This window comes from Aureimonas sp. Leaf427, assembly GCF_001425485.1.
GTDB lineage: Bacteria > Pseudomonadota > Alphaproteobacteria > Rhizobiales > Rhizobiaceae > Plantimonas.
Genome location: NZ_LMQW01000017.1, coordinates 1 through 22,797 on the forward strand (window position 1 = coordinate 1; position 22,797 = coordinate 22,797).

General features: G+C 67.6%; 28 protein-coding genes and 1 pseudogene. 5 read left to right on the forward strand and 24 right to left on the reverse strand.

Features of this window, described 5'->3' with window-relative positions:
* From ASG62_RS12465 to ASG62_RS12530, 15 genes and pseudogenes are all read right to left on the reverse strand, one after another.
* Positions 1–291, reverse strand: a pseudogene (locus ASG62_RS12465) (hypothetical protein); the annotation flags it as partial.
* 20 nt (positions 292–311) lie between these two features.
* Positions 312–2,051 (reverse strand): relaxase/mobilization nuclease domain-containing protein, encoded by a 1,740-nt coding sequence (locus ASG62_RS12470; RefSeq protein ID WP_056696303.1) that lies wholly within the window; start codon positions 2,049–2,051, stop codon positions 312–314.
* Between the two features lie 544 nt (positions 2,052–2,595).
* The gene (locus ASG62_RS27210) at positions 2,596–2,754 is read right to left on the reverse strand and encodes a hypothetical protein (RefSeq protein WP_164470482.1); all 159 of its coding nucleotides are present in this window, start codon (positions 2,752–2,754) and stop codon (positions 2,596–2,598) included.
* 261 nt (positions 2,755–3,015) lie between these two features.
* Entirely contained in the window at positions 3,016–3,657 is a 642-nt protein-coding gene (locus ASG62_RS12475) for a lytic transglycosylase domain-containing protein (RefSeq protein WP_413814204.1), read from the reverse strand.
* Between the two features lie 120 nt (positions 3,658–3,777).
* The gene (locus ASG62_RS12480) at positions 3,778–4,113 is read right to left on the reverse strand and encodes a DUF736 domain-containing protein (protein ID WP_056696299.1); all 336 of its coding nucleotides are present in this window, start codon (positions 4,111–4,113) and stop codon (positions 3,778–3,780) included.
* A 65-nt stretch (positions 4,114–4,178) separates the two neighbouring features.
* Positions 4,179–4,736 carry a S26 family signal peptidase gene (locus ASG62_RS12485; protein ID WP_056696297.1) on the reverse strand — a complete coding sequence of 186 codons (558 nt, stop codon included), beginning with the start codon at positions 4,734–4,736 and terminating at the stop codon, positions 4,179–4,181.
* On the reverse strand, positions 4,733–5,251 hold the full coding sequence (locus ASG62_RS12490; protein WP_056696295.1) for a DUF2840 domain-containing protein: 519 nt from the start codon (positions 5,249–5,251) through the stop codon (positions 4,733–4,735). Before ASG62_RS12490 ends, ASG62_RS12485 begins: the two co-directional genes overlap by 4 nt.
* On the reverse strand, positions 5,248–5,502 hold the full coding sequence (locus ASG62_RS12495) for a hypothetical protein (protein ID WP_056696293.1): 255 nt from the start codon (positions 5,500–5,502) through the stop codon (positions 5,248–5,250). Before ASG62_RS12495 ends, ASG62_RS12490 begins: the two co-directional genes overlap by 4 nt.
* Positions 5,499–6,272, reverse strand: coding sequence for a DNA-methyltransferase (locus ASG62_RS12500; RefSeq protein WP_056696291.1), 774 nt, complete (start codon positions 6,270–6,272; stop codon positions 5,499–5,501). The genes ASG62_RS12495 and ASG62_RS12500 overlap by 4 nt, the downstream gene beginning before the upstream one ends.
* Positions 6,269–6,922: a ParA family partition ATPase gene (gene parA / locus ASG62_RS12505; RefSeq protein ID WP_056696289.1), complete on the reverse strand. Its 654-nt coding sequence runs from the start codon at positions 6,920–6,922 to the stop codon at positions 6,269–6,271. Before parA ends, ASG62_RS12500 begins: the two co-directional genes overlap by 4 nt.
* Positions 6,919–8,007: a replication initiator protein A gene (locus ASG62_RS12510; protein WP_056696287.1), complete on the reverse strand. Its 1,089-nt coding sequence runs from the start codon at positions 8,005–8,007 to the stop codon at positions 6,919–6,921. The genes parA and ASG62_RS12510 overlap by 4 nt, the downstream gene beginning before the upstream one ends.
* Positions 8,008–8,016: 9 nt before the next feature.
* Positions 8,017–8,298, reverse strand: coding sequence for a helix-turn-helix transcriptional regulator (locus ASG62_RS12515; protein WP_056696286.1), 282 nt, complete (start codon positions 8,296–8,298; stop codon positions 8,017–8,019).
* 137 nt (positions 8,299–8,435) lie between these two features.
* Positions 8,436–8,909 (reverse strand): DNA -binding domain-containing protein, encoded by a 474-nt coding sequence (locus ASG62_RS12520; protein WP_056696284.1) that lies wholly within the window; start codon positions 8,907–8,909, stop codon positions 8,436–8,438.
* 67 nt (positions 8,910–8,976) lie between these two features.
* The gene (locus tag ASG62_RS26980) at positions 8,977–9,201 is read right to left on the reverse strand and encodes a transcriptional regulator domain-containing protein (RefSeq protein ID WP_056696283.1); all 225 of its coding nucleotides are present in this window, start codon (positions 9,199–9,201) and stop codon (positions 8,977–8,979) included.
* Between the two features lie 128 nt (positions 9,202–9,329).
* The gene (locus ASG62_RS12530; RefSeq protein WP_056696311.1) at positions 9,330–9,593 is read right to left on the reverse strand and encodes a DUF2285 domain-containing protein; all 264 of its coding nucleotides are present in this window, start codon (positions 9,591–9,593) and stop codon (positions 9,330–9,332) included.
* Positions 9,594–9,771: 178 nt separating this feature from the next.
* Here ASG62_RS12530 and ASG62_RS12535 point away from each other — a divergent pair, with 178 nt between their 5' ends.
* Positions 9,772–10,026, forward strand: coding sequence for a helix-turn-helix domain-containing protein (locus ASG62_RS12535; protein ID WP_056696282.1), 255 nt, complete (start codon positions 9,772–9,774; stop codon positions 10,024–10,026).
* 60 nt (positions 10,027–10,086) lie between these two features.
* On the opposite strand, the gene ASG62_RS12540 is transcribed toward ASG62_RS12535, so the two are convergent.
* The 4 genes from ASG62_RS12540 to ASG62_RS27215 all read right to left on the reverse strand — a co-directional run bounded on the left by ASG62_RS12540 (position 10,087) and on the right by ASG62_RS27215 (position 11,756).
* Complete coding sequence (locus ASG62_RS12540; protein WP_056696281.1) at positions 10,087–10,407, reverse strand: DUF736 domain-containing protein; 321 nt, start codon at positions 10,405–10,407, stop codon at positions 10,087–10,089.
* Between the two features lie 597 nt (positions 10,408–11,004).
* Positions 11,005–11,292 (reverse strand): hypothetical protein, encoded by a 288-nt coding sequence (locus tag ASG62_RS12545; protein ID WP_056696280.1) that lies wholly within the window; start codon positions 11,290–11,292, stop codon positions 11,005–11,007.
* A 24-nt stretch (positions 11,293–11,316) separates the two neighbouring features.
* A complete protein-coding gene (locus tag ASG62_RS27840) occupies positions 11,317–11,445 on the reverse strand; it encodes a hypothetical protein (RefSeq protein ID WP_274532618.1) in 129 nt (42 codons plus the stop codon).
* Positions 11,446–11,591: 146 nt separating this feature from the next.
* Positions 11,592–11,756: a hypothetical protein gene (locus ASG62_RS27215; RefSeq protein ID WP_164470481.1), complete on the reverse strand. Its 165-nt coding sequence runs from the start codon at positions 11,754–11,756 to the stop codon at positions 11,592–11,594.
* Between the two features lie 280 nt (positions 11,757–12,036).
* Between ASG62_RS27215 and ASG62_RS12550 the strand changes: the two genes are divergently transcribed.
* The 3 genes from ASG62_RS12550 to ASG62_RS12560 all read left to right on the forward strand — a co-directional run bounded on the left by ASG62_RS12550 (position 12,037) and on the right by ASG62_RS12560 (position 13,123).
* Positions 12,037–12,417, forward strand: coding sequence for an avidin/streptavidin family protein (locus ASG62_RS12550; RefSeq protein WP_056696279.1), 381 nt, complete (start codon positions 12,037–12,039; stop codon positions 12,415–12,417).
* A 118-nt stretch (positions 12,418–12,535) separates the two neighbouring features.
* Positions 12,536–12,844: a thermonuclease family protein gene (locus ASG62_RS27220; RefSeq protein WP_056696278.1), complete on the forward strand. Its 309-nt coding sequence runs from the start codon at positions 12,536–12,538 to the stop codon at positions 12,842–12,844.
* A 69-nt stretch (positions 12,845–12,913) separates the two neighbouring features.
* Entirely contained in the window at positions 12,914–13,123 is a 210-nt protein-coding gene (locus ASG62_RS12560; protein ID WP_056696277.1) for a hypothetical protein, read from the forward strand.
* Between the two features lie 60 nt (positions 13,124–13,183).
* Here the strand turns inward: ASG62_RS12560 and ASG62_RS12565 are convergent, their stop codons facing one another.
* A complete protein-coding gene (locus ASG62_RS12565; RefSeq protein WP_156382112.1) occupies positions 13,184–13,876 on the reverse strand; it encodes a hypothetical protein in 693 nt (230 codons plus the stop codon).
* Between the two features lie 385 nt (positions 13,877–14,261).
* Here ASG62_RS12565 and ASG62_RS12570 point away from each other — a divergent pair, with 385 nt between their 5' ends.
* Positions 14,262–15,299, forward strand: a complete 1,038-nt coding sequence (locus tag ASG62_RS12570) for an HNH endonuclease (RefSeq protein WP_056696273.1) — start codon at positions 14,262–14,264, stop codon at positions 15,297–15,299.
* A gap of 143 nt (positions 15,300–15,442) precedes the next feature.
* Here ASG62_RS12570 and ASG62_RS12575 read toward each other — a convergent pair whose 3' ends face one another.
* The 4 genes from ASG62_RS12575 to ASG62_RS12590 form a co-directional block, all read right to left on the reverse strand.
* Positions 15,443–16,369, reverse strand: coding sequence for a DUF2493 domain-containing protein (locus tag ASG62_RS12575; RefSeq protein WP_056696270.1), 927 nt, complete (start codon positions 16,367–16,369; stop codon positions 15,443–15,445).
* Positions 16,370–16,699: 330 nt separating this feature from the next.
* Positions 16,700–17,731, reverse strand: coding sequence for a toprim domain-containing protein (locus tag ASG62_RS12580; protein ID WP_056696268.1), 1,032 nt, complete (start codon positions 17,729–17,731; stop codon positions 16,700–16,702).
* Entirely contained in the window at positions 17,731–22,092 is a 4,362-nt protein-coding gene (locus tag ASG62_RS12585) for a strawberry notch family protein (RefSeq protein WP_056696266.1), read from the reverse strand. The genes ASG62_RS12580 and ASG62_RS12585 overlap by 1 nt, the downstream gene beginning before the upstream one ends.
* Positions 22,093–22,252: 160 nt before the next feature.
* A complete protein-coding gene (locus ASG62_RS12590; RefSeq protein ID WP_056696264.1) occupies positions 22,253–22,684 on the reverse strand; it encodes an antirestriction protein in 432 nt (143 codons plus the stop codon).
* Positions 22,685–22,797: the final 113 nt, after the last annotated feature.

Genomic DNA, 22,797 nt, shown 5'->3' on the forward strand with positions numbered 1-22,797 from the left:
GGTCCCGCCTCCACCCATGCGCGTCCATCTCCTGCCCGCCGTTCCTCGGAATGGTTGATCTCGTGCGGCCAGAATGTTGACAACGGACATCAGAGCGTCGAACCAGTACCACCACCAGAAGAAGGCCGGCGGAATGTAGACGGGAAAGCCCGCCACGGTGAACCAGGGCGGCCCGAGTTCGGGCTGGTAGGCGAGCCGCCAGGCGACGTACTGCGTCGCGCCCCAGGTCGTCAGGATGACGATCAGGAAGACGGTGAGGATCTGGCCCCATAGGATCTTGGTGCCGGACATGGATGGGGGTTCCTTTCGTGTCAGAGGCCGAGGCCGCGCTTGCGGCCGAAACTCCAGTCGATGCCCCCGTCGCCGCGGGCGACACCCGAGACGTGGCGGCCGAGCTGCCGTTCGAGGGAGGGTGTCCAAGGGACGAGCTGGAAGCCGAGCCCGTCGTCGATCATGGCGAAGCGGCCGGAGGCGAGCGCGAAGCGCTGGCTGTAGGTGCCCGCGACGTATTCGCCACTGCCGGCGCGGTTGAACGGCTGACCGGTCTCGCTGGCAAGCTTCTCCTCCAGCGCCTCGACTTCGCGTCGGCGGAGCGTGTCGATCAGGCCGGGCTGGAAGGTGACGCCGCGGCTCTGACGCTCGGCGAATCCTTGTTCGACCAGCCGCTCGGCGCGTCGGTCCATCGCTTGGCGGACCTCCGCGCCGAAGCCTCCGTTCGCGAGGTCGACCGGCTCACGGGCGATGGCCTGCCGGTCGAGCCAGGTCGCGCCGGTTGCGGCGACCTGTTGATCGAGATCGAGGTCGGAGCGGACGGCAAGCGCGACGCGGCGCTGCCCCTTCGCATCATCGTAGCGGCGCAGCTCGACGATCGAGCCAGCGGCGCTGTCGCCGGCGGCGTCGAGGTCGGGAAGTTTGATGTGATGGGTCCTGCCGTCGACGCCATCCACGACGGCGAAGGCCGTGCCGTTCAGTTCATCGTCGAGGCCGCGTGCCACCAGTCGTCCGACGACGGGAACGTCGAGGCTCTCGGCGGCCAGAACGTAACCGGCCGAACCGCGCTCGATGCCCAGATCGGTCAGCGCCTTATGCATCCGCTTGATGATGTCGCCGCGCTCGCCCATCTCGCGCAGCGTCGCCTCGGCCTTCTCGCCGATGACCCATTGGCCGGGGCCGATCTGGTCGGCGAGGCCGAGCGTTTCCAGCTTGCGCAGGCGGCCGATCCTCTCGACCTGGTATTCGTCCGGCGTTCGGTCGCGATGGGGTGCCATGTCGATGACGCCGGTCGCGCGGGCATCGCTCGCGAGCTGTCGGTCGAGTTGCGTCCAGCGCTCGGCGCCGATCTGGCGCTCGATCGTCCGGCGGATGTCGAGATCGGTACGCAGTCCCAGTTCCTGAGTGATGAGGTCGCGCGCCCGGTCGCGCATGCCCTCCTTGATGTAGTCGCGGGCGATGACGAGGTTCTCGCCGTCGTCGCGCACGCCCCGCACGATCAGGTGGACGTGCGGGTGCTCGGTGTTCCAGTGGTCGACGGCGACCCAGTCGAGCCGCGTGCCGAGGTCCTGTTCCATCTGGCGCGCGAGGTCGCGGGTGAAGGCGCGAAGGTCGGCCATCTCCAGCGCGTCGTCGGGCGAGACGATGAAGCGGAAATGGTGCCGGTCGTCCTGGCAGCGCTCGGCGAAGGCGCGGGCGTCGACGTTCTCGGTCTCAGGCCCGAACAGCCGCGCCTTCTCCCCGTCACGGGTGACGCCCTCGCGGCGGAGGTAGTTCAGGTGCGCGCCGAGCTTGCCGCGCTGGTGGGCATGGCGGACGAAACGGCTCTTGATCACGGCGCCGCGCGAGCGGGCGGTGATGAGGCGGTTGGCCTGGACGCTGGCGCGCTGGCCGCGGCCGAGGCGGGATCGGTTGCCGGAGGCGATGCGGCCGGATCGCGAGACCGTTCCGCCGGCCTTGCGGGCGGCGGCGAGCGCCTGCGCCACGAAGGGCCTCTCGGCCTGCGCGCGGGTCGAACGGATGCGGCCAGGCCGGATGCGGAAATCGTCCTCGCCGCTCATGGCAAAAGCCCCGCACATCGCGCCATGTCGCGGAAAAGTCTCAGCAAATACGATGATCGCGATGTGCAGGCATGGGCCGCACCCCGCGAAATCGCTGCGTAATCCCTTGAAAACCCACGACCGCCCCAAGCCGCACATCGCGGCCCTTTATCCTGCCCTCCTCTTCCCCGTTGCCCCTGCCGGCCCCTCCGTTCCGCCGCCGCTACGCCTGCCTTCGACGGGCCACGCCAGCCCCGGATGCCTAGTCGTGACGGCTCCCATGCCACCGATCCACCGAGCGGACGGTCGCGCATGCTCGAAAGGGCGCAGAACTCCCTCCCCGAACGAGTCAGGGTGCTGCGTTTCCTGGACGTCCCGGCGTTCGTGGTTTCGCACCGGAAACCACTCCGGTACGGGGCCGTGTGCGGCGGCTGGCATGCAGGAGAACGGTCGCTCGGCTGCGCGACGGCGGTGCCGCGAATGTCGTCGTGACTGCGCGTGGACGGCCAGCCGCACGATGCCGGAGCGACGCTTGCCCGCGCCGCTCCGGCCCTGCTGGGACGGCTCAGCCAGCCGCCGCCAGCCAGACGTCGAACGCCGCCTCGCGCTTGGCGAGTTCGGCCTGTGCCGCCGTGAGTTCGGCCGCGATCTGCGCCCGCTCGCGCCGGTCGATGCAGCCCGCGAGTTCCGCCTTCAGTTCCTCGATGTGGTTGTAGAGCGCCATTGTTGCCTCCTGTGCTTTGCAAGACAGGAGCGATGGCCGGTGCGGCGCGGTGCGGGTCAGGGATCGCGTCAGCGACCGCGAAGCGGCGATAGGGGAAACGATTTTCTTCGGCGCCGCACCGCTTCGTCGGTGAAGCCGCAGCGTCCGTTCGCCGAAGAAAATGGTGGGACCCTGTCGTCCTTGACGCGCGCCGTGGCGCACCGGACAATGGGCGGAGTTGAGCAGCCAGCCCTTTCCCCGACGGTCGATGCAGCCCATTCTTCATGGCGCTTCCCCCGTCCGCTGACGGGTGACGAACAGGCTCTCGCGTGGTGGCAGGGCCGTCGCGACCTCGGCATCGGCCGGGACGGTCGCGGCATCAATGCGGGTCTCGCCGGTGGCACCCGTCCGATCATCTCCGCGGCCGGCAGCGCGCGAAACGAAGAGCGCCGCACTGCGCCACGCTTGCGGATCGGCGACCGCCGGTCTGCCGGTCAGTGGTGCCGTCTGGCCGTCGATCGCCGGTGTCAGCATTGCGAGATAGGCGATGGTTTCGGCCGGCAGCGGGCGGCCGCGCAGCGACGCCTCGTAGCGGCCCGGACCGGCATTGTAGGCCGCCAGAAACCCTGGCGCGCCGTAGCGATCGTGCAACTCGCGCAGATACGCCGCGCCTGCCAGAATGTTGGCGCGGGGATCGAACGGATCGCTGCCGAGCGCATGGCGGGCGCTGAGATCATCCCAGGTCGCCGGCATGATCTGCATGAGGCCCATCGCGCCCTTTGGCGAGACGGCCGCACGATCGCCGCCGCTCTCGGCGCGCATGACGGCGCGGATCCAGGCCGCCGGAATGCCGAAGCGGTGCGCTGCTTCCGCGACATGGGCGTCGATCGAAGCGCGAGCCGCCGACGGGCTGTCGGCTTGCATCTGCGCCGCCTGCGTCGTGTCGGGTGCCCCCAAGAGGAAGAGGCCGGAAAGGAGGAGGCAGGCGCGGTGACCGGCGCGTTGCCGGTCGGCGGTGCGAAACGGGGCATGGCGCTGCATCGCTCAGCTCCGCTCGGCGCGCTTCGGCGCACGGTTCCAATGGAGCCCCCATGAGCCGCCGTCGTCGCCCGAGCGGAACAGGTTGGCGCGGATGGGAGCGAGAAAGACGGGATCGTCCAGCAGGACCGCGACATAGTCGCCGGCGCGCTCGCCCTTGCGCTTCCAGCCCGCACCGACCTCCGGTCCATCCTCGTCGCCGAGATGGATGCGGTAGTCGGGCGCGTTCTCCGCATCGCCCGGTTCAACTGGAAGGATGACGAACTCGGTGTCGAAGGAGAGCGTGCGGATGCGGCCGGCGAAGCCGGCGGACGTGCGCGTGAACTGGCCGATGAGTGGCATGGTGAAACTCCGGTGATGGGGATGGAGGGCATGCGGTGCGCTGTCTGCACGCACACGGGCGGCGGTCAGGGGGGCGTCGGCGAGGTGTCCGCGTGCCAGACGAAGCGCCCGTCGCCGGCCTCGTCGGTCCAGAGCGGTCGCGCCTTGCCGACGACACCAGCGCGCGGCAGCGGGCCGAAGTAGCGCCCGTCGAGCGAGTCCGGGACGTTCGTGTTCATCAGGAACAATTCGCCCGGTGCCACGCGCCGGCAGCCGCGCCAGGTGGGCAGATCGCGGCCCTTGCGGTCCCGCTCCAGCGCGTCGCCGACCGGCGCCCCGTCGATGGTGATCGCGCGGTTTCGGCGACAGATTTCCTGTCCCGCTACCGCGGCAATGCGCTTCAGGAGCGGCACGCCGGGCGCGATGTAGCCGCGCGCGACCATCATGCTTGCGAGCGCTTCGTCCGGCAGGACGGCGACGAGATCGCCGACCGCCAGCTCGCGCGGAGGATCAATGTCGTAGAACCCAATCGGAACGCTCGCCGAGGCGTTCCAGAGGAGGCGCAGCGGCATCGCGACAAAGGAGGTGATGACGATCCCCATCGTGGCGAAGTACGCCGACATGACATAGCCGAAGCGCGTCACGACTGCGCCTCGCGGCGCAGAAGGTAGGCGCGATGCTGTTCGGGCCTGTAGGCACGCGGCTCGTGAGCGACGCCGAGGCGGCTGTGAACGTGCCGCCAGTGATCGGGCGACACGTCGGCCGGATCGATCCCGACGGCCTCGATCGCGTCGACGTGCTGGAGCACGCGTTCGACTTTCGGCCAGCCCTCGATCTTCAGGAGGATCTCGCCGCCGGGACGGACGAAGGGCAGCGTCTGGAAGGTGGACCCCGGCTCGACGGCGCGCACGATGTCGATGCGCGAGATGATCGTGCCGTAGTCGTTCGACGCCCAGCGCACGAAGGCGAAGACGCTGCCGGGACGGAAGGACAGCACACGGCGACGGCGGTCGAGGATCGTTTCGCGGGCATGCCGGCCGAAGCGGATCCAGTTCTCGATCTTCTTTTCGACATGGGTCAGTTCGACGTGGGTGAGATCGTCGGGGGGCGACGAGGATGGCGACAGGCCGCCGATCAGCGGAATGGCGGGAGGTTTCACGACGGGTCTCCTTGCGAGGGGGGAAATTCACGCGCGAGCAGGTCGCGCAGCATGTCGGCGACGGTGACGCCGCGCCGGAAGGCGGCGATCTTGATGCGGCCGCGTTGGTCGGGCGTGACGTCGATCGTCAGCCGAGCGGTGAACGCGGGAGCGTCGCCGCCGCGCTGTGCCGTCGCATCGCTCGTCCTGATCCAGCGCTCGGGATCAGCCGGGCGTGCGGCGAAGCCGGGTCGTGTCGGACGCTCGCTCATGACGCGAAGCCCCCGCCGAGCGGCAGGACCGCGCCGATGCGCGCGCGCGCCTTTTCGGCTATCGCCGCGTCGATCTCGCAGCCGAGATAGCGGCGGCCACTCAGGCGGCATGCCTCGCCGGCTGCGCCCGAACCTGCGAACCAGTCACCGAGGAGCCCGCCCGGCGGGCAGCTCGTGCGGATCAGGATCTCCAGAAGCGAGGACGGCTTTTCGGTCGGGTGGATGGCGCGGCCATGTGCGTTGCGGACATGGATCACCGAGCGCATCAGTCGCGGACCGCCGTCCTCGCTGACATAGTGGCCGGCGTCGATGTGACCGGTATGCGGCGGTCGGCGCCTGCGCCGCACGGTGCGCGCCAGCGCGTCCGATGTCGTCTGCACGTCGTTGTAGATGCCGCTCCACGGCGCCTCGGCGGCGTAGAACTGGGCGACCAGCTCGTGCACGCGCTTGAAGCGGTCGGCGTGGAAACCGGAGCCGTTCTGTTTCTCCCAGACGATCTCCTGCGCGTATCGCAGGCCGGCATCGGCGAAGTGATCGGCGGTCGCCATGAAGAGACGCAGCGACCCGAACACCCAGAGCGAGCCGCTCGGCTTCAGCGCGTGGCGGGCGAGCGGCAGCCAGCCCTCGACGCGCCGGTCCCACGCGAGCGACGTGTCGCCATAGGGCGGATCGGCGAGGATCATGTCGAACGGTCCGTGCGTCGGCATCACGGCGCGGCAGTCACCGGTGACGACGTCGCCGAGGTAGATCGGTGCGGCGGTGGCCGTCATGACGCAGGTCTTTCGACGCCGAGCCGGTCGATCTCGTCGGTCAGCGCGGCGATCTCGCGTGCGGCCGGACTGTCGTCGTCGACCTCGCGGGCGAGCCGTCCGGACTGCGCCGCGACGGCAAAGGCGATGCGCTGGCCGACCGTCGAGCCAAGCACCGGCGGATCGTGATCGGCCAGCGTCTCGGCCGTCTCGCGCGCCAGAACGGTACGTGCGCCGCAGCGGTTGAGGACGAAGCGGGCGGCAAGCGCCGGGCGGTAGATGCGCGCTTCGGCGACGAGCGCGAGCATCTCGGCCGAGGCCCAACCGTCGAGCGGCGACGGCTGCACCGGGATCAGTACCAGGTCGGCGGCGAGCAATGCCGAGCGCATGAGGCCGGCGACGCGCGGAGGCCCGTCGATCACGATGTGATCGACGCCCAGCGCCAGTTCCGGCGCTTCGCGGTGCAGCGTGTCGCGGGCGAGGCCCACCGTGCCGAACAGCCTTGGCAGCCCTTCACGGCCGCGCTGCTGCGACCAGTCCAGCGACGAGCCCTGCGGGTCCGCGTCGATCAGCGTAACGCGCTGGCCGCGGGCCGCCCATTCGCCGGCGAGATGGAGCGCCAGCGTCGTCTTGCCGACACCGCCCTTCTGGTTGAGGAGCGCGACGATCATCGCTTGTCTCCCCGCCGTGGAGATGTGAGCGAAAGCCTGCGGGCGGCGTCTCGGAGGAGTTTTTCCACATCCCCGGGCGCCACAAGAATATTAGATTCTCTATTAGACTCTCTATTACGGGTCTGAATTGCGTTATCGTTCCAGAGACTTAGCTGCGATCCGTGCGTGCGAAGTCCCGAATGGGTTGCGTGCGAAGTCCCGATACGAATTGCGTGCGAAGTCCCGACCGTATCCACAGCCATGCCCTTGGCCCATGTGGATAAGTCGAGAGGCTGGATGCGCAGCAATTCGCGGCGCGCATCGCGTTCGATGCGGAGCCGATAGCCGGGGATCGACTGGCGCTCGACGATACGGCGGAGTTGAAGCGCGAAGTCGGAAACCCGGACGAGGCTGCCGGACTTCTGATGAAGATGCCGGACCTCGAACTGCCACCCGGCCGGTTGACGGCCAGCGTGCTTGCGCGCGACGCGGTAGAGCCAGCGTTCGATGCCGCCGGTGAGCCGGAAGTAGGCCGGATCGATCGACAGCACGAGCGAGCGGTCGATGACGCCGCGATAGAACCAGTCGGGCAGCACGGCTTCCATGCCCTCGACGCGGCCGTCGCGCGTCGCGCATTCCTCCCATTCGTTGACCCAGGAGAACTGGTGCCGGCGCCAGCGCTCGCCGTTGCGGATCGTGGTGAGCACGGAGGTGGACTGAAGGCGCACCAGCGCGCCCTTGAGCAACCGATAGTCGCGCGAGCCGGTCTGGCGCCGGATGGCGGTGAGAAGCTGGTAGGGCGTGAAGCGCAGGAAGCGCGAAGTCTTGAGGCCTGCCGTTTCAGCCTCGATGATCTGCGAGGCGGCCCAGATGAGGATGTCGGCGTCCCAGATCGTCGCCATGCCGTGCTGCGCACTGGCGAAGACCTCGACCTGCACGTCACCCGATCGGTAGAGGATCGGCGTCGTGCGCTTGGCCTTGGCGAGCGAGAAGAACGGACGTTCCATGAGATCGCGCTGGTCGCGCGGGCTCGCGTCGCCGGTGGCGATGACGAACGGGTGAAGGGTCGCCCGTTCGCTGGCGGGCAGAAGGTGGCGGCGGGACATCGACGGGGCTCAGCGGTGGCCACGCGACGGGACGAGCGGCGGCAACTCGGGCTGCCGCTTGGCCGGCAGCACCGATCCGCGCGGATCGGAGGTCGAGGTGACGGCACCGCGCGAGGCCCAGGCTTCGAGATCTTCCACCGCGTAGACGACGATCGCGCCGAGCTTCCGGTAGGCCGGTCCGGTGCCGTAGGTTCGGTGCTTCTCGAGCGTGCGGCCGGACAGGCCGAGATAGCGGGCAGCGTCGGGGGTGCGCAGGTAGTTCTGCGGGATGCGGGCGGGCGTTTGCGACATGGTCGGACCTCCGTGGCGGCGGGGGCGGCCCCGGCATGGGGCTGCGAACGGAGGCGAGGATGGCGAAGCGGAGCCGGCGGGGTGGATGGGAAAGTAGCGTCGGTAAGAATCTCACCCCACGTCGGGTTCGACCGGCGTCAGGATCGGCGCCGATGACGGAAGAGGTCGAGATAGTCCCCGGCGATCAGCCGCAGCCCGAACCGGAGAAGGTCGATCGCCTCGGTGCGAAGCGACGACTCGCGCCAGTCGTCCTCCCGCATCAATCGCTCGATGCCGTGAAACGCCCTGGCGATCTCGCGGTAGGTGGCGCCGTGGGCGCGCGCGTCGGCGGCGCGAAGCGCGCGGGGAATGCGCCGACGCTGCAGCGGCGTCAGGCGCTTATCGCTGGCATCGAGCCCTTGTCCGCATCGCCAGAGGCGGAGATAGGCTTCGACGCGGTCGGGGCTGTCGGTCGCGAACGGAAGCTGTGCTGCGAAGGCCGCTGCCGCCTCGGCACCGGGAAGGAGAAGCAAGGGGATTTCGCCGGCGCGGTCGCGATGCCGGGCGTAGCGGCCATCGGCGGCGTCCTGAACATTGGTCAGATCGAGCGGGATGGCGATGGCGGTGGCCAACAGTTCGGACGGCGGCGCGAGGACGACGACGGCAGGATCGGCATCGGGCGTCCAGTGGATCGGCTGGTCACGCCCGCTGCGGCTCGGACGGGCCGCGAAATCGCAACCCCCAGCGCCGCGCGATGGCGGCCTCGCTGTCCTCCTGGGACGATTCCGAGCGGACATGCCGTCCGAAATCCTTCTGATAGCCGGCGTTGCGACGCAGGCATTCCCAGGCCAGATCCTCGACCGCGAGACTGCTCATGTAGTCGTAGGCGGTGGCGTCCTGCCACTTCGATCGGTCTGGCTTCACCGGCGTTTCTCCTCCCTCGGTACGCGGTATGCGCGTCGGAGAGAAAGGATTCCGGGCCGACCGGGGGCCGCATAGTCCCCAATTGCGCATCACGCGATGCGCGCAGGGCAACACCCCGCGGATCGCCGCTAATGGATCCGCCCCGCCAAGAGGTGCTTGTAGCCGGTGTGCGTCATCCAGCGCGCTCGGGCGAGATGCGCGTGGTAGACCTGAAGGGCGCGTTCGGACTGCGTGTCGGGGTCGATTCCGAACAGCACGGCGACGGCTTCACGCCAGTCGGCGCCGTCCGCCACCGAGTCGAGAAGGCGGCAATAGAGCCTGACGTGTTCGCGGTCGTAGCCGGTCAAATGCTCGCCCTGGGGCGGGTCGTCGGAAAAGTCCTCAACGGTCATGGCGCTCTCCATGAAGGGCGGTTGCCGGGAGCCACCTTCCTTAACCATACTACCAATCGCCTTGCGTGATGGGAGCCCCCGTTTCGGCATCACCCGTTGTCGCGGGCGCATCACCCACGCCCAATTTACATATTATAGTTCGTAAACTCAAAGTGTGTATTCGGGCGAGCGTGCGTGCATGGACATGCGCACGCTGGTCGGACGGAATTTTGCGCGCCTGCGCAGGGCGATGGGGCTCACGCAGGAGGAGGTTGAGGCGCGTTCCGGCTTCAGCCAGCAATATCTGAGCAGTCTGGAGCGCGGCAAGCGCAACCCGACCGTCATCAGTCTCTACGAGCTCGCGCAGGCGCTGGGCGTCGACCATGTCGACCTGATCCAGCCCGACGACGTGGCTTTGGCGGAGGATGCCGAGGCGCGACCCCGGACGCCGTAGAGGGCGTTGGTGGCGAAGCGTCCCCGCCCAGCGGCGCCGGGCGGGGTGTCGGCCGTGCGGTCAGTCCCTCCGACCGTTGGGGCGGGACCAGATCAGCGAGAAGGTCTCGCCGTTCTCGTCGTCGAAGAGGTTGGCGTAGATGGCGGCGTTGAAGGAAGGATCGTCGAGCTTCAGGCTGAGATAGTCGCGGCCCTCGTTGGAGCGCTTGGACCAGCCCGCTCCGATCTCGGCCCGGCCGACATAGACGCGGTGGCTCGGGGCGTTCTCGCCGGTGGCGCGGTCGTCGCGCAGGATGCGGACGTTGCGGGCCTGGACGCTGAGGGTGACGATCTCGCCGATGTAGCCGGTGTCGATCGCGGTGAAGTTGCCGATGGTCGCCATGATGGTTCTCCGTATCCTTGGGTTTCGAGCCCGCGACCGCCGCGGCCTCGATGGCCCATCGTCCGGCCGGGGGCGATCGACGGCGCACCTGTTGGCAGGCCGCAGCGCAGCGGAGGATGGCGGGGAGCGGCTTTCTTGGCTCGCGAGGAATGACGGCGCAGCCGGCAGGGGAAGAAAGTCGTGACGACGCCGTTGCGCCAGGGCGATCGAGGCGCAGCCGTCCTTCGGCCAGATCGGGTCCATTGAAGAGGCCGTGTGGTCGTGCGCGGCAACCTCGGCGATTATGGAGAACCCTGGCGATCCCTCGGACCTCTCCCGCTTCGTCAACAGCGTCTCGGGAGGCGATCATCGCCCATCGCCAGGTCCCGGCCGGGATGCCGTCCCTTGCATTCTCGCACGGGCATTTCCAGAGAACGCCTTGCCGCTATCGGGGCGGAAGGACCGGACCTTAAGATGCGGGCTCCCATGCACGGCGGAAGGACGGCAGCGTCCTCTGCCAGGCGTAGAGCTTCCGTTACCACCGGCGTCCGCGCTCCATCCGCACCCGAGACGAGACCGGTTGGCCACCGCTCCGTTAGCTACCCCTTCGACAGGAGATCAGTGTCCGGTCGCGCTGCTCTGTCCGGTGCCGCTGGGCGGGGTCGCCACGATCCGTCCCCAGGCGGCGCCCCCGACCATGATCGCGCCGGTGACGGCGATCGTCGTCTGCCAGCCGGACGATACGATAAGGAATTGGCTGAGGCCGAGCGTCGCCGAATAACCGGCCACGAAGGCGGGTGCGGCAAAGACGATCGCGATTGTGAACCGCAGCCCGACGGAATGCGCATGGGCGAAGAGCGTCCGGGCGAGCGCGAGGATGACGCCGCCGGCCCGAAGGCCTGCCAAGATGCCGACGACGGCACCGGAGCCTTATTCGATCGTCCAGAGCGCAACCGCGATGCCGGTCATGATGGGCAGTGCGTAGATCGCGACGGAAAAGATCAGCCAGCAGAACAGGACGATGCCGCCGATGAGGACGACAGGTGCGAGAACGACCACGGTGGTGGCTTCCTTCGAAACATGGGTTCGGAACGCGCCTCCACCACCACTGCGGCGCGATGGCGAGGATAGCGCGCCGAAGCGGCGGCGAAAAGCCGTCGGCGAGGCGCCGGACAAGGCCGGCGCTCCCTTCCGGCACCGCCCGCTCACACGGCGAACGGATCGATCTCGGCCACAATCTCCGCACCGCCTTCGAACTCCGCTTCCAGAACGACCGAGAGGCTGCCGTCGCCGGCGCGGAAGATGACGATCACGGCCATGAGGGTGGTGGCGAGGCTGGCGGCGAAAGCGGAGGCTTGGCTGAACGACATCGATGCGGCTCCTGTGGGGAGCGGAGGGTCATCCCCCGCTGACAGGCGCCCGAAGTGTCCGGCCGGGGGCCGCAATCACCGCGAAGGCGAAGCCGCACGCGGCGGCATGCTCGCATAGCCGACCCCTTGCGGGTTGATGGCGTCAGGTCCCCGGTTGTGACCAAGGATCAGCGCCAGACGAGGAGGATGATCTTCCGGCGAAACGGAGGTACTTCGCGATGTCGCGGGAGACAGCTTCTGGTACGTTGTTTTCGCAAGCGATCCAACCAGGAGATGCAACATGCAGAACGAACAGGCACTGATCCGCTCCAAGCCAGGCACCGGAACGGCGGTCGACTTCGCCGGCAACTGGACCAATGAACTCGGTTCGAAAATGTTACTGGTGCAGACGGGCCAGGCCTTGTCCGGCAGCTACGAAAGCGCCGTCAGTTCGGGCGGCACCACGGCGACCGGAACGCTGACGGGCTATGTCGATGGCGATCTCATCGCGTTCATCGTTCATTGGGATCAGTTTCAGGCGATCACGTCTTGGGTCGGGCAACTCGCACCCAATGCTCCGACGGACACCATCAAGACCCTCTGGCAGATGACCAATCAGGTCGATGTCGGCGACGAATGGGCATCGATCAATGCGGGTGCCGATGTCTTTACCCGTCAATGATGGGCGTTCGAGCGGCCGCCCATCACGGGTGGGCCGCTCGGCCTTCGTTCTGGCATGCCTGGTGGCTTGGGCGGCGGTCCCGGCGATGGCCGAAACCACAACCGGCTAGGTCGCGTGGGTGATCGACGGCGACACGTTTCGTCTCGATGGCGGGGAGCGGGTCCGGATCGCCGGGATCGACGCGCCGGAGACACGAGTGGATCGAGCGAAGTGCCGCGCCGAGATCGAGCGCGGCCGTGCCGCGACCCGCGCAGCGGTGGCCCATCTCAAGGGACGGACGGTCTCGATAGAGCGCGTGGGGGCGAGCTACGGACGGACGGTGGCGCGCGTCACGCTCGACGGACGCGATGTCGGGCAGGATCTCGTCGCGCGCGGCATCGTGAAGCCATGGCCCCTCGGGCATCCCAAGCCCGACTGGTGCGGATAGGCCTGAAGGTCACGAACTCGTAGCGAATGAAGGCCAGGGTCGATCGAGACGAACTGGAAGGAGGCGACGATGGCGGAGATCAGGGATCGGGATTTGCATCTGGTGAAGAAGGCGCTCGCCATCGCCGTGCTCGCGATCGAACGCCAGCCGGGCCCGTTCCAGTCGCTGTCCGACCAGGCGGACATGAAGGCGTTGCTCGATCGCCTGACGCCGAGCGATACCATGCTCGCCCACTATGCCCGGTCGGCATACATCGCCGTCACCGGCGAGCCGGACTGAAGCCAGCCGTGGAGCCGGAAGGCCGGGTTTCCGGTTTCACGATTCTGCTCTGCCACGCGCCTACAGCTTGGCGTCTCGGGCATGGACCCAGCCCTTGTTGGTGAGGACGAGATCGGCCTTGTCCTCGACCTTGTCACCGGTCGTTCGCTTGAGCACGGGAAAGGCTTCGAGCATGGTCGGGTTCGTCGCCCATGCGGCCTTGTCCTTGAGGCGGTAGGTGTAGGCGACACGGGAGAGTGACACGCCCATCGCATCGGCCGGTTCGGTGAACTGTGTGATCTCGACGACGTCCGGTGTCCCGTAGCAAAGGCGGTTGCGGGACGAGAGGAAGGTGCTCTGCGATCCCTCTCCGGGCTTGGCGAGCGCCTGCCGCCCCTTGTCCGTCAGGTCATAGGCCTTGACCTTGATCGTCCGGCTGTCCTCGGCGAACATGCCGCGTTGCGGGATCGTCGAGTCCTTCACCTCCATCAGCCCGACCGCCACGAGCGCGTTCACCTGACGGGTCTGGCGCCGGAACAGATCCTGCGCGGCACCCGGCCGCTGCGGCACTTCGTAGTAGAGCGGCAGCGCCATGTAGCCACGGTTCGCGCCCGCCGGCTGCACCGAACTCGTCGGCAGATCGATGCAGGATGGGCTCTTCGCGAGATGGGCGTTGATCGCGGTCTGGAAATTGACCTCGTTCGCCTTTTTCGAGTCGCTGCAACCCGACAGGACGATCGATCCGAGACCGATGATGACAATCGGAACGCGCATGTCGGGAATCTCCTCGTTCAGCCTCAATTGTGCGAGAAATCGTTTCGCGGCCATAGCCCAAGGGCGCGTCGAACCCAACAGCGGCGATGCTGCGCGACAAGTCGAGGGTTGTCCTGCGGGAGGATCGTCACGCGTATGCGCGGAGACGGCTTGCCGGCTCCGTTCGCGCAGCGAATAGAGCCGTCCGCCGGGGGCGGCCCGCCAAGAATCGGGAGATCAATATCGGCGTGCGTCCTGGCATAGTCTGTAAAAGGCTTCATAAGCCTTGGAGGCTGATTCTTTTCAGATTAGGAACCATCTGCATGCCTACATCTGAGCAAGCCGCCCGCAACTTCGATGCCGATGAACGCTCGCGCGGGCGTCTCGGGCGGATGGGAAGAGGACTATGACCAAAACAGGTGACGATGCTGAGCAAGGCTTCCTTGTTGAGACGCAAGCTCTTGAGATGATGCGGTTCTATGCTGAAAACTATGATACGCTTATTTTCAGGGATCTCGATCCGAAGAAGAGCATCGAGACGATCGGCGACAAGCCACCGACTTGCCGCTTCTGCAAACGCTCCAAGCCGGAGGTCAAGTTTTCTAAAGATGCACACGTGGTGCCCGCGTTCGTCGGCAACAAGGTCCTCTTCAGCCGGTACGAATGCAACGAATGCAACGAACGCTTTTCCAAGTTCGAGGACGATCTGGCGAAGATGACGATGGGCGACCGAGCCCTTGGCCAAGTTCCCAAGAGAAAGGGCTATGCCTCCCTGAAGCCACAAGGGAAGAAATCCAGCTTCGAGCGCGGCCCAAACGGGGTTGTCATCAAGCAATATATGGATGAGGGCGTATTCACTGTCGACGCCGCGAACTCGCAGTTTATCACGACGTATGATACGCAGCCCTTTCGGCCGCTAGGAGCATATAAGGCTCTCGCCAAAATTGCCTTTACGCTCCTGCCAGAGACGGAACTGTCACGATTTGAGGAACTACGGGTCTGGTTGCGCGAAAGTGACGTCGGATCGCGGAAGGTGTACGGCGGCAAGGCGCATTGGTGCTACCAGACGTTCATTCCGGGACCAAGTCCTTTTCCCAAACCGATCATCTCGTTGATGAGGAGAAGGGAGGGGGTTCATGCACCTTACTTGATGCTTTTCCTCGCGTTCGGGAACTGGACCTATCAGATATTTCCGCCTTGCCCAGCAATGGATATCGCCTTGGCTGATAGGCCGATTCCCGTCACTCCCTATCCTCACCTATACATGATGCAGCCGTGGCTGGCGCGAGGACCCATTCGATATTCGGAATTGTTCCTCGATCAAGAGGATCGGAAGTCGGAGCCAAGAGTATTGAAGATGCACTTTGACAAGATGGAACGCGGACCCCTTCCGGGGGAGGTTGCAGGCGCGCAGAACTTGCCCCCCCAAGCGCCGGACGAGTAAAGCCTCGAAACTGGCGTTCGACGCCAATGGAGTAGAAAATCTCTCGTCAACGCTGTGGTCTGTTCCCAGCGGCCTTCTACTACAAGCTGAATTCGATGATGTTTTCGCATAACTGATGGCTCGAAAGGAGAGTGGAGCGGCGCTCACGCGCCGCCCGTGTCGAACCGCCAGACCGGGATGCCGAGCTTGCGAGCCTTGTCGGCGAGGTTGTCCTGGATGCCGGTGCCGGGCCAGACGAGGACGCCGATCGGCAGGACCGACAGCATCGCGTCGTTGCGCTTGAAGGGGGCGGCCTTGGCGTGCTTCGTCCAGTCGGGCTTGAAGGCGACCTGCGGCACCTTGCGGTGATCGGCCCAGCGCGAGGCGATCAGTTCGGCGCCTTTGGGGCTCCCGCCGTGCAGCAGCACCATGTCGGGGTGCTTGGCGTGGATGCGATCGAGTCTGGCCCAGATGCGCTGATGGTCGGAACAGTCGAGCCCGCCGGTGAAGGCGATCTTCGGTCCGACCGGCAGCATGACCTCGGTTTCCGCGCGGCGCTTGGCGGCGAGGAAGTCGCGGCTGTCGATCATCGCGGCGGTCAGGTTGCGGTGGTTGACCATCGAGCCGGTACGCGGGCGCCAGGGTGAGCGGGTCAGGCGCTCGAAGGCTTCCGATGCCTGGTCGCGCATCAGCTCGAAGGCGTCGCGGCGTTCGAGGAGCGTCTGCCCTTCCGCGACGTGGCGCTCCAGCTCGACCGACTTCACCTCGCTGCCATCCTGCTCGCGCTGCCCGCGGCGCTGCGCCTGCTCGTTGTCGTCCAGTTCGCGCTCGATGCGGATCGTGGCGCGATGGAAGACGTTGACGGTGGACCAGAGGAGATCGTCGAGATCGGGTTCGAGACGGGTGTCCTGCAACGTTCCGGCGATGGCGTCGAAGATCTCCGCGATCATGCCGGCGACGTCGGTGCCCTCGGGGAGCGGGCGGGGGTCCGGCTCGTCCTGGAAGGGGCGGTAGCCGTAGAGCTGGAGTTCCTGGAGGACGTGGTGCGTGGAGGAGGCTTCGTGTTCGGGTTCGATGTCGTGGCGGGCCATGGGGCTGTTCCTTCGCCGGTCGTGACCGCGACGCCCGCGGCCTTCCATGGCGACGACAGCCGTCGGGCGGCCCGGCCCTGCACCCGGCGCGAAGCGACCGGGCCGAAGCGTGAGCGGAGGATGGCGAGGCCGGCGATTTTGCTTCGCGATGCAAAGCGCGCTCGCGCGCGGCGGAAAATCGTCGGCCGCAGCCATTGCCGGGGCGGGCCGTTTGACGGCCGTTCGCCCTCTGCGGAAGGCCGGTGTCGCTGCTCTCTACGACCGCAGGGGAGAACAGCCGTCCCGCCACGATGACCACGTGCCCGATCTGCCGATCTCCCCTCCCTGCGTTCAGGCTGCCAACACCATGAAGCGTGCGACGTCCTGTGGCAGGATCTGCGTGCGGAGCGCCGTCCGCAGCCCCTCAATGCCGAACGCGACGAGATCATCGTTGAAGTCGCCGAGCGTCGGAACCAGCACCACCGCCTCGATCCCGGCCGCCTCCGCTCGGGCCGCCAATGTCGCCGCCATCGCCTCGCCGGCCTCGCCATTGTCGCGGGCGACGTAGAGCCGGCGCAGCGTGTCGGGCAGCAGCAGGGAGCCGAGATGGGCGGCGGAGAGCGCCGCCACTGCCGGCAGGTCGGGCAGACCTGAGCGAACGGACAGCATCGTCTCGATGCCCTCGCCGGCGGCCTGAACCTCCGAGCCGATCCCGAACCGGACACCGTGTCCGAGAAGGTCGCCCATCACCTTGCGCTGCGTGTCGATCGGCGCCTTGCCGGAGCCGTCGGGGGCGAGCCAGGTCCGGTGCGTGCCGGTCTGGCGGCCGGCAAGATCGGTGATGCGGGCGAGCAGCGCCGGCCATGTCTCGGTCGGGCCGTCGTCGGGGCGGTAGTAGCAGCGCGGATGGAAGCGCAAGGCGTCGGTTCCGTGCAGAGCCGTAATGCCGCGTCGGCGCAGACACGTTTCGCCGATCGTGCCGCTGATCGGCCTGCCCATGGCGAACAGCCGCCGCGCCGCCTCGACCGAACCCGATGGTGCTGGTGCCGTGTGCTGCCTTGCCGGTTCCGGTTCGGGATGCGGCAGGCTGAGAAAGGATCGGGCTTCCTCGGCTACGTCGGCGAAGTCGATCAGGCCAAGCGCCTCGCGGATCACGTCGAGGAGATCGCCATGCTCGCCGCTCTCGGCGTCCATCCACTTGCCCGCCGGTCCCTTCGGCGTGTCGCGCAGTCGCACGAACATCGAGCGGCCCGGCGTGTTGCGGACATCGCCGACCTGCCAGTAGTGGCCCTGCCGGCGGCCGTTTCCGAGATAGTGGCGGCACACCGCCTCGGCCTGCCGGCCGAGACGCTGCGCCAGTTCGGAAGCGTCAAGGCGGGCCATCACGCCGCCTCCCGCTCGGCGACGTGCTCGACCGGGTATGTGTCGAGCAGCCGGGCGAGCACCGCCGGCCCATCCGTGCCGACCGGAACGAAGAAGCGCAGTTTCCACGAGATGATCTCGGTGAAGAGCCCATAGGCGCGCAGCCGCTCGCGCATGGCCTGGGTGAAGCCCGTCAATTCGATCCGCTCGCCGCCCATCACCCGGACGCGGCGGAGCTGAAGCTTCTCGGCAAGGTCGAGGATCGTCCGGCCCTCGACCAGCGCGGCATAGGCCTGGTCCGGCGTCAGCTTCGGCGTTCCAATGGCCAGAGCGTTGATCGCCCAAGCGGGCGAGACGCGGCGACCGATGATGCGCTCCCCTTCGTCGGTCTGGAGCCGATAGACGCGCGTCGACTCGTCCGGAAGCCGCTTCCAAATCGGCAGCAGCAGCCCCGCGACCATGTGGAAGATCGAGTCCGCGAACTCCGGCACTTCGGCCAGTTCGGCTTCCCAGGCGGCGGCGAAGGCGGTGCGGTCAGCCTCCATCCAGTGACTCTCGGCGAGCGCGCCGAGCGGCATGCCAAGTGCTTCCATCGGCCGGACGAGGCGGACCCGGCGCTCGATCTCGCCATCGTCGAGCATCAGCGAGGGCGCGGCCATTTGCATGGCGGCCCGGCCCGATCGCTCGTTGACGAGCAGCCGGGCATGACGCTCGCCAAGCCGAGACAGCGCCTCTTCGACCGTCACCGGCCGGTTCCGGCGGCGCTCGGTGATCGTCAACAGGCGCGTTTCGGCACCGGTGCGCGGATGGCTGTAGATCGTCTGCCGATCCCTGACGGTGAAGCTTTCCGCCGTCAGCGTCTCCAACCCGACATCGTAGATGCCGGCCGCGACCGCGCCCTCAACCTTGGCGGCGAGGAGTTGTTCGAAGGCGGTAAAGAGGATGCCCTGAAGTCCGATGGTGAGTGCCAGCAGGCGGTTGAGGAACGTGGTGATCGGGGGCAGTTCGTCCTTGATGCCGCCGGAGCGATCCATCAGTTCCAGCCCGGTCGCCGCTTCGAAACGCTCGAGCGAGCAGCCCTCGATACGACCGCGCATGAGCAGCAGGTAGAGTTGGCGCAGAGCGGCGCGGGCGTAGGGGCTTTCCAGATTGTCCTCGGTACGGAACAGCCCCTGACCGCCGGTCTGCCGCGACCCGCGGGTGATCGCGCCGAGCGTGTCGAGCCGCCGAGCGATGGTAGAGAGGAAGCGCTTCTCCGCCTTCACGTCGGTCGCGATCGGGCGAAAGAGCGGCGGCTGCGCCTGATTGGTGCGATGGGTCCGGCCAAGGCCCTGGATCGCGGCATCCGCCTTCCAGCCGGGCTCCAGCAGATAGTGGACACGCAGCCGCCGGTTCCGCGCCGACAGTTCGGCATGGTAGGAGCGGCCGGTGCCGCCAGCGTCCGAGAACACCAGCACGCGCTTGGCGTCGTCCATGAAGGCGGCCGTCTCGGCGAGATTGGCGGAGGCGGCGCGGTTCTCGACCGCCAGCCGGTCGTGCCCGCCTGTGCTGGATTTGCGCACGATGCGGCGCGAGCGGCCGGTGACTTCGGCCACGACCTCCGTGCCGAAGTGCTGGACGATCTGGTCGAGAGCGCCGGGTACGGGATCGAGCGAGGCCAGCCGTTCGATCAGGTCGTCGCGCCGCCGGACGGCTTCGCGGCTTTCGACCGGCTGGCCGTCGCGGAAGACGGGCCGCGAGAACATGTTGCCCTCGGCGTCGGTGTAGAGCTCGTAGAGCTGCACCGGGAAGGAATGCTGGAGGTAGGTGAGGACGTACTCACGCGGCGTGATGTCGACGCAAACGTCGTTCCATTCCTCCGTCGGGATCTCGGCGAGCCGGCGTTCGGTCAGCGCTTCGCCGGTCGAGACGATCTGCACGACGGCGGTGTGTCCGGCGGTCAGGTCCGCCTCGATCGAGCGGATCAGCGTCACTGTCTTCATGCCGGTGAGGAGATGGCCGAAGAAGCGCTGCTTGGTGCTTTCGAAGGCCGAGCGGGCGGCGGACTTCGCCTGCCGGTTCAGCGTGACGCCACCGCCACTGGGCGCGCCGGTGATGTTGGCCGCCTGCATCGCGGCGTCCAGATGGTTGTGGATGACGGCGAAGGCGTCGGCATAGGCGTCGTAGATGCGGCGTTGCTCATCCGTCAGCGCATGTTCGACCAACTCGTATTCGACGCCGTCGAACGACAGCGAGCGAGCGGTGTAGAGACCGAGCGCGCGCAGGTCCCGCGCCAGCACCTCCATCGCCGCGACACCCCCGTCCTCGATCGCGGTGACGAATTCCGCGCGGGTCGCGAAGGGAAAGTCCTCGCCGCCCCAGAGGCCGAGGCGCTGCGCATAGGCGAGATTGTGGACGCTGGTCGCGCCGGTCGCCGAGACATAGACGATGCGCGCGTTCGGCAGAGCGTGCTGGAGGCGCAGGCCCGCGCGCCCCTGCTGCGAGGGGGCGACATCGCCGCGCTCGCCCTTGCCGCCCGCGGCGTTCTGCATGGCATGGCTCTCGTCGAAGACGATCACTCCGTCGAAGTCGGAGCCCAGCCATTCCACGATCTGCCTGACGCGCGAAAGCTTCTCCCCGCGGTCGTCGGAGCGCAGCGTGGCATAGGTGGTAAAAAGAAAGCCTTCGGGCAGCGTGATCGGCCGCCCTTGCGCGAATCGCGACAGCGGGGTGACCAGCAACCGCTCCAGCCCGAGCGCGGCGACATCCCGCTGGGCGTCCTCGATCAGCTTGTCGGACTTGGAAATCCAGACCGCCTTGCGCCGTCCCTGCAGCCAGTTGTCGAGAATGATGGCGGCGGACTCGCGTCCCTTGCCGACGCCGGTGCCGTCGCCGATCATGAAGCCCTGGCGGAAGCGCACGGCGTTCCCGGCGTCGTCGCGCGCGGCGGAAACGAGATCGAGCGTCTCGTCCACGATCCAGGACCCGGCGAGATGGGCGGCATGCGCCTCGCCGGCATAGATCACGGTTTCCAGCTGCGCCTCCGACAGACGGGCGAGGATGTCCTTCGGCAGGGTCGGACGATAGCCGGGCCGGGGCGGCGCCACCGACGCCATGGCAGCGGACTGCACGAGCGTCGTCGGGTGCGGCTGCGCGCCGGGGATGCGGATCGACTGCAATCCGTAGGTCTCGTAGATCGCGTCGGTGAGGTTCGCGCTCTCGGGCGGCGTCCAGTCGATCGTCTCGTAGGCGAGCGGTACGCCCTCGACGTCCAGCGTCGCGTGCTGCGGCCGGCGAGTGGTGGCGACCGGCGCGGTTGAGGGGTTCCGCAGCCAGGTGGTCACACCGCGCGGCGCGGCCGTCGCCGCGACCGGCACCGCTGGCAGCAAGACAGGCCGACGCGGCGGCACGTTCGCCTCGATCCAGCCGAGCAGCGTGGCGGCGTCGGGTGCCCTGCCTGGCGAGACCGGAAAGTTCGTCGGATCGTCGGCGGGCACCTTGTCGACGACGGTGAGCCGCGTCGGGAAGGTCGTGCCGTGCTTCGCGTAGACCGAACCGGCGATCGTCGCGGTGAACACCACGCGACCGCTGGCCTGAAGCCCGGCGAAGGCGTCGCGCCAGTCCGGCATGTCGGGACCGACGTTCGCGCCGGTGATCGCGACGAGGCGTCCGCCCTCGGCGAGACGCGCGAGCGCCGAGGCGATGTGGCGGAAGCCTGCATCCTGAACGCGGCCGGAGACATTCGGCATCGCCGAGAAAGGCGGGTTCATCAGCACCACGGACGGCACCGCCGCTGGATCGAGATGATCGTCGACCTGCGCCGCGTCGAAGCGGGTGACCGTGAGGGCCGGAAACAGCGAGGCGAGCAGGCTGGCGCGCGTGTCCGCCAGTTCGTTGAGGATCAGCGACGCTCCGGCCGTCTCTGCAAGGATGGCGAGAAGGCCGGTGCCGGCGGACGGTTCCAGCACACGGTCGGCGGGCACGATCGCGGCTGCGGTCAGTGCCGCCAGCCCGAGCGGCAACGGCGTCGAGAACTGCTGGAACGCCTGCGCTTCCTCCGATCGGCGGGTGTGCGTCGGCAGGAGCGCCAGCACCTTCGCCAGGACGCAAAGGCGCGAAGCCGGAGACACGGCTTTACGGAACAGCGCCGTTCCGTATTTGCGCAGGAACAGGACGGTCGCCACTTCGCACGCCCCGTAGGCAGCCTTCCAGTCCCAGGCGCCGGTCGCGTCGGATGCGCCGAAGGCACTCTCCATCGCCACTCGAAGGGCGGCAGCATCGACGGTTTCACCGCGTTCGAGGCGGGGCAGGATCTGGCGGGCGGCTGCGAGGATGTCCGCTGCCGGATCGGGGCCAGGCGAAGCCGGCGCGATCGGTGCGGTGACGGGCAACATGACGTTCATGGGGGAACCTCGGGAGAGCTGAGACAGGACGAACCCCGCTGACGCTCTCTCTCGATCCGCCGGGGCTCACCCCCTTCCGGCCCCGCTCGGACTCTCGCCCGCCCGGCATAGGAAAAGCGCGCCACCGTCACGGCGGCGCGCTGGTCGGGAACGGCGGGCGTCAGTCGATCGCGCCCAAGATCGCGCGCGCTTCCGCGTGGTCGGCCGCAAACGCGTAGAGGCGCGCATAGGCGTTCGCCATGCGGTCGGAGCGGTCTCGGAACGACAGGTGCGAGAAGGCGAACAGCGTCGCGATGATCCCAGCGGCGTCTGCCGACACCTCGCCCTCGTAGTCGTTGGTCGTGCAGTGGATGCGGAACCGACCGTCCGACGCCGGGCGCAGGTAGAGCGGCGTGCCGTCCCGTTCGAGGAAGTCCCAGAACCCGCCGCCGTAGTCGGGGCTGAGCCGATCCAGGAAATGATAGACGGTGTGCTCGCCGACGATGAGCAGCGGCAAGCCGAACAGCGCCGGCAGGAAGTCCATGCGGCGCTCGTCGGAGACGAGGTCGGCGATGAGCGGGACGTTCACAGCGACAGAAGCGGAAGCGGTCATCGGGTTCTCCGGGAGAGCGGGATGGAGGCGAGCCGCGCGGTGCTCTCTCGACCCGCACCGGCTCGCTCCCGTCCCGGCCGCCTCTCGCTCTCGCCGCCTGACGAGGCGGCCAA

Bases quoted from the DNA above. Each gene is read 5' to 3' on its own strand.
- ASG62_RS12580 (WP_056696268.1), bottom strand. From the start codon at position 17,731: ATGGCCCGCCTTGACGCTTCCGAACTGGCGCAGCGTCTCGGCCGGCAG.
- ASG62_RS12530 (WP_056696311.1), bottom strand. From the start codon at position 9,593: ATGACCGTTGAGGACTTTTCCGACGACCCGCCCCAGGGCGAGCATTTG.
- ASG62_RS12540 (WP_056696281.1), bottom strand. From the start codon at position 10,407: ATGGCGACCATCGGCAACTTCACCGCGATCGACACCGGCTACATCGGC.
- ASG62_RS27210 (WP_164470482.1), bottom strand. From the start codon at position 2,754: ATGGCGCTCTACAACCACATCGAGGAACTGAAGGCGGAACTCGCGGGC.
- ASG62_RS12500 (WP_056696291.1), bottom strand. From the start codon at position 6,272: ATGACGGCCACCGCCGCACCGATCTACCTCGGCGACGTCGTCACCGGT.
- ASG62_RS12510 (WP_056696287.1), bottom strand. From the start codon at position 8,007: ATGTCCCGCCGCCACCTTCTGCCCGCCAGCGAACGGGCGACCCTTCAC.
- ASG62_RS12550 (WP_056696279.1), top strand. From the start codon at position 12,037: ATGCAGAACGAACAGGCACTGATCCGCTCCAAGCCAGGCACCGGAACG.
- ASG62_RS12480 (WP_056696299.1), bottom strand. From the start codon at position 4,113: ATGCCACTCATCGGCCAGTTCACGCGCACGTCCGCCGGCTTCGCCGGC.
- ASG62_RS27215 (WP_164470481.1), bottom strand. From the start codon at position 11,756: ATGTCGTTCAGCCAAGCCTCCGCTTTCGCCGCCAGCCTCGCCACCACC.
- ASG62_RS12565 (WP_156382112.1), bottom strand. From the start codon at position 13,876: ATGCGCGTTCCGATTGTCATCATCGGTCTCGGATCGATCGTCCTGTCG.
- ASG62_RS12475 (WP_413814204.1), bottom strand. From the start codon at position 3,657: ATGCAAGCCGACAGCCCGTCGGCGGCTCGCGCTTCGATCGACGCCCAT.
- ASG62_RS12570 (WP_056696273.1), top strand. From the start codon at position 14,262: ATGACCAAAACAGGTGACGATGCTGAGCAAGGCTTCCTTGTTGAGACG.
- ASG62_RS12495 (WP_056696293.1), bottom strand. From the start codon at position 5,502: ATGAGCGAGCGTCCGACACGACCCGGCTTCGCCGCACGCCCGGCTGAT.
- ASG62_RS12470 (WP_056696303.1), bottom strand. From the start codon at position 2,051: ATGAGCGGCGAGGACGATTTCCGCATCCGGCCTGGCCGCATCCGTTCG.
- parA (WP_056696289.1), bottom strand. From the start codon at position 6,922: ATGATCGTCGCGCTCCTCAACCAGAAGGGCGGTGTCGGCAAGACGACG.
- ASG62_RS12575 (WP_056696270.1), bottom strand. From the start codon at position 16,369: ATGGCCCGCCACGACATCGAACCCGAACACGAAGCCTCCTCCACGCAC.
- ASG62_RS12515 (WP_056696286.1), bottom strand. From the start codon at position 8,298: ATGTCGCAAACGCCCGCCCGCATCCCGCAGAACTACCTGCGCACCCCC.
- ASG62_RS12585 (WP_056696266.1), bottom strand. From the start codon at position 22,092: ATGAACGTCATGTTGCCCGTCACCGCACCGATCGCGCCGGCTTCGCCT.
- ASG62_RS12590 (WP_056696264.1), bottom strand. From the start codon at position 22,684: ATGACCGCTTCCGCTTCTGTCGCTGTGAACGTCCCGCTCATCGCCGAC.
- ASG62_RS12560 (WP_056696277.1), top strand. From the start codon at position 12,914: ATGGCGGAGATCAGGGATCGGGATTTGCATCTGGTGAAGAAGGCGCTC.
- ASG62_RS12535 (WP_056696282.1), top strand. From the start codon at position 9,772: ATGGACATGCGCACGCTGGTCGGACGGAATTTTGCGCGCCTGCGCAGG.